The sequence below is a fragment of the Leptolyngbya sp. FACHB-36 genome, assembly GCF_014695955.1.
Taxonomy (GTDB): domain Bacteria; phylum Cyanobacteriota; class Cyanobacteriia; order Leptolyngbyales; family Leptolyngbyaceae; genus FACHB-36.
Window position 1 is genome coordinate 1 of sequence record NZ_JACJPG010000507.1, and the last position, 3,317, is coordinate 3,317.

At 56.6% G+C, this 3,317-nt stretch carries 2 protein-coding genes; both read left to right on the forward strand.

The genetic code is table 11. The annotated features are described in order from the left end of the window. Window positions 1-119 precede the first annotated feature (119 nt). A complete protein-coding gene (locus H6F43_RS14475; RefSeq protein ID WP_190343441.1) occupies window positions 120-2,219 on the forward strand; it encodes a thioredoxin domain-containing protein in 2,100 nt (699 codons plus the stop codon). 100 nt (window positions 2,220-2,319) lie between these two features. After that, a partial coding sequence (locus H6F43_RS14480) for a hypothetical protein (RefSeq protein ID WP_190343442.1) occupies window positions 2,320-3,317 on the forward strand: 998 nt, incomplete at its 3' end.

The following is a 3,317-nucleotide window of genomic DNA, read 5'->3' on the forward strand; positions in this document are numbered from 1 at the left end:
AGTGCTCGAAATGCCACCCCCATCTAAATGATGCATTTGCTCTGCTTAGCAACTCTTCGCTGCGATCGCCCCGCGTCCCCCACGTTAGACTGACAGTGAAGTTGCCCCCTACTTCCCCGATGTCTAACCGACTTGCCCAAGCAAACAGCCTCTATCTGCAAAAGCACGCGGACAACCCGATCGACTGGTGGGCGTGGACTGACGAAGCCCTAGAAACAGCACGGCGCGACGACAAACCCATTTTTCTGTCAGTTGGCTACTCTAGCTGCCACTGGTGCACCGTAATGGAAGGCGAAGCCTTTTCCGATCCAACCATTGCCGCATACATGAACGGCAACTTTCTGCCGATCAAGGTCGATCGTGAAGAACGCCCGGACCTCGACAGCATCTATATGCAAGCCGTGCAAATGATGACCGGGCAAGGTGGATGGCCCCTCAACATTTTTCTTACCCCCGACGATTTAGTACCGTTCTACGGCGGTACCTACTTTCCGATAGAGCCGCGCTACGGACGACCCGGATTTTTGCAGGTGCTCCAAGCCATTCGCAACTACTACGACACCCAAAAAGAAAAGCTGCACGACGTCAAATCGGAAATTCTCACAGCGCTCCGCGATGCGACAACGCTTCAGCCGAGTGCCACGATCGATCCAGCACGACTGCGATCGGGATTGGAGTACAACACAGGCGTCGTTGCCTCGAAATCTCCCGGTCCCAGCTTTCCCATGATTCCCTATGCCGAAGTGGCGCTAAGGGCAACTCGGTTCGGAATCGAGTCACCCTACAATGCCCGCAGCACCAGCACGCAGCGCGGACTCGATCTAGCGCTAGGCGGCATTTTTGACCACGTTGCAGGCGGCTTCCATCGCTACACCGTGGACCCAACCTGGACCGTGCCCCACTTCGAGAAGATGCTCTACGACAACGGGCAAATCGTTGAGTATTTGGCGAACCTGTGGAGTGCAGGCGTGCAGGAACCTGCGTTTGAGCGAGCGATCTCGCTGACAGTCCGCTGGCTCCACCGAGAAATGACCGCGCCAGAAGGCTACTTTTACGCCGCTCAAGATGCTGACAGTTTCGCCAATCTCACGGAAGCCGAGCCAGAAGAAGGTGCCTTTTACGTTTGGGATTATGCAGAACTGGAGCGAGTGCTGACCGCTGAAGAACTGGCAGAACTGGCACAGCAGTTTACCGTCACGTCATCGGGTAACTTCGAGGGCGTCAACGTTCTGCAACGTAAGCATCCAGGCACACTAACTGCGACGCTAGAAACCGCATTGGGCAAGCTTCTTCAGGTCCGCTACGGTGCCGCCGCGGACGACTTGCCGACGTTTCCACCCGCCCGCAACAATCGGGAAGCAAAAGCGAGCAACTGGGCGGGTCGAATTCCGTCCGTCACCGATACGAAGATGATCGTCGCTTGGAACAGCCTGATGATTTCAGGACTGGCGCGATCGGCAACGGTATTGGGTCGATCGGAGTATTTAGAACTGGCAGCGAAGGCAGCACAGTTTATTCTGGACCATCAGTGGGTTGAGAACCGCTTTCACCGCGTTAACTACGAAGGCAAACCAGCGGTGCTAGCTCAATCTGAAGATTACGCCTTGTTTATCAAAGCGCTACTCGATTTGCAGCAGGCCTATCAAAGTCAGACCGCGAATCAACAGGCAGTCGTTGATTCTGGTGCGGCTGCCGAGGTTCCCGTGCACTATTTGGAAACCGCCGTGCGCGTTCAAGCCGAATTCGATGAGTTTCTCTGGAGCCTCGATCTGGGTGGCTACTACAACACCGATGCCGGAACTGATCTGCTCCTGCGCGAACGGAGCTACGTCGATAATGCCACGCCTGCTGCCAACGGAATCGCCGCAGCGAATCTCGTCCGCCTTGCCCTGCTGACTGAGGATCTGAGCTATTTGGATCGCGCCGAACAAACCTTGCAAGCATTTGGTTCGATTATGGAGGAATCGCCCCAAGCTTGCCCTAGCTTGTTTTCAGCGCTCGATGTCTTCCAAAATTGCCTCTTGATCCGCACGACCGCAGAGACGATCGCTCAACTCGCTCTGCGATACGTTCCCACAGCCGTTTATACCCTGGAAGCCAAGCTGCCTGCAGGTGCGGTTGGACTGGTTTGTCAGGCACTAAGCTGCAAGGAAGCCGCTCGCAGTTCCGAGCAGCTTTGGCAGCAGGTGACGACTGGTCAAATGAGGAGCGGGAAGTGAGTCATTACAATCGCAAGCCGTTCCAGCGTTTCGTCAAGCGATCCGATCGCAGAGAGGCTAACAGCGATTAGCTATCCGCTTTCTTTTCCCTAGTTCCGCAATGCCAGCAGAGCCGTTTCCCGACAATTGGACCTATCTCAAAACTGAATTGGCGTGGCTCGATCGCCTGCTCAGTCTTGCAGTGGCGCAGCAGCGCAAAGACACGAAGGAGGTGAACCAATTGGCACGGAGCACCGCCGATCGCGTTACAAGCCACTGGTGGAAAGGATTGGTCACGCTGGAGGGCGAAATCTCCTCAGACTCCCCGGTCGATATGCCGCGTCGCAAGTCAACCGCCAAAGGAAGCCATCAGCAGCAAATGGCGGCGCGGATTCTTGCCAGTCAGCAGCAGGGCATCGTGTTGGGAATTCCGCTTTTGAGCGATCGGCTTCAACTAACGCCGTTTGAGCGAACGCTGGTGCTGCTAGCGCTGGCTCCAGAAATCAACCGCCGTTACGGACGCCTCTACAACTACCTGCAAAACATCGAGCAGTCCAACGCGCCCGGACTGCCAACCGTGGATCTAATTTTGCGGCTGTGCTGCCGCACCGAAGTGGAATGGAGATCGGCGAGGCAGTGCTTCACCACCAGTCCCCTGATTCACCATCACCTGCTGGAACTTCCATCCACTCAGCAAGAATCCCTTTTGACTCGTCCGGTCAAGCTTTGCGATGCGCTGGTCACGTACCTTCTATCGGAGCAGCCTGCTGCTAGTCGTCTCGACACGCTGCTTCCGTCCTCTCTTTGCCTGCTCCACACCCAAGATCCGGCTCCTGCCTCCCCCACTCCTTGGGCCAGCCTTGTGCTGCCACCCTCGCTGCTGATGGCATTCCAGCACCTCTGCCATCGGGTACACACCGCCGCCCACGTCGATCGCGCGTTGGGTTCCTCCACGGCGGGAAGCATTGCGTTACTAGTTGGTGCGGCGGGAACAGGCAAAACGGCAGCAGCGGACGCGATCGCGCAAGCACTACAAACACCGCTCGTTTGGGTAGATCTGGCACTCGTGCATCCCGCCGACCATCCCCGCTTACTAGCCGAGATTCTGCACCAAGACCC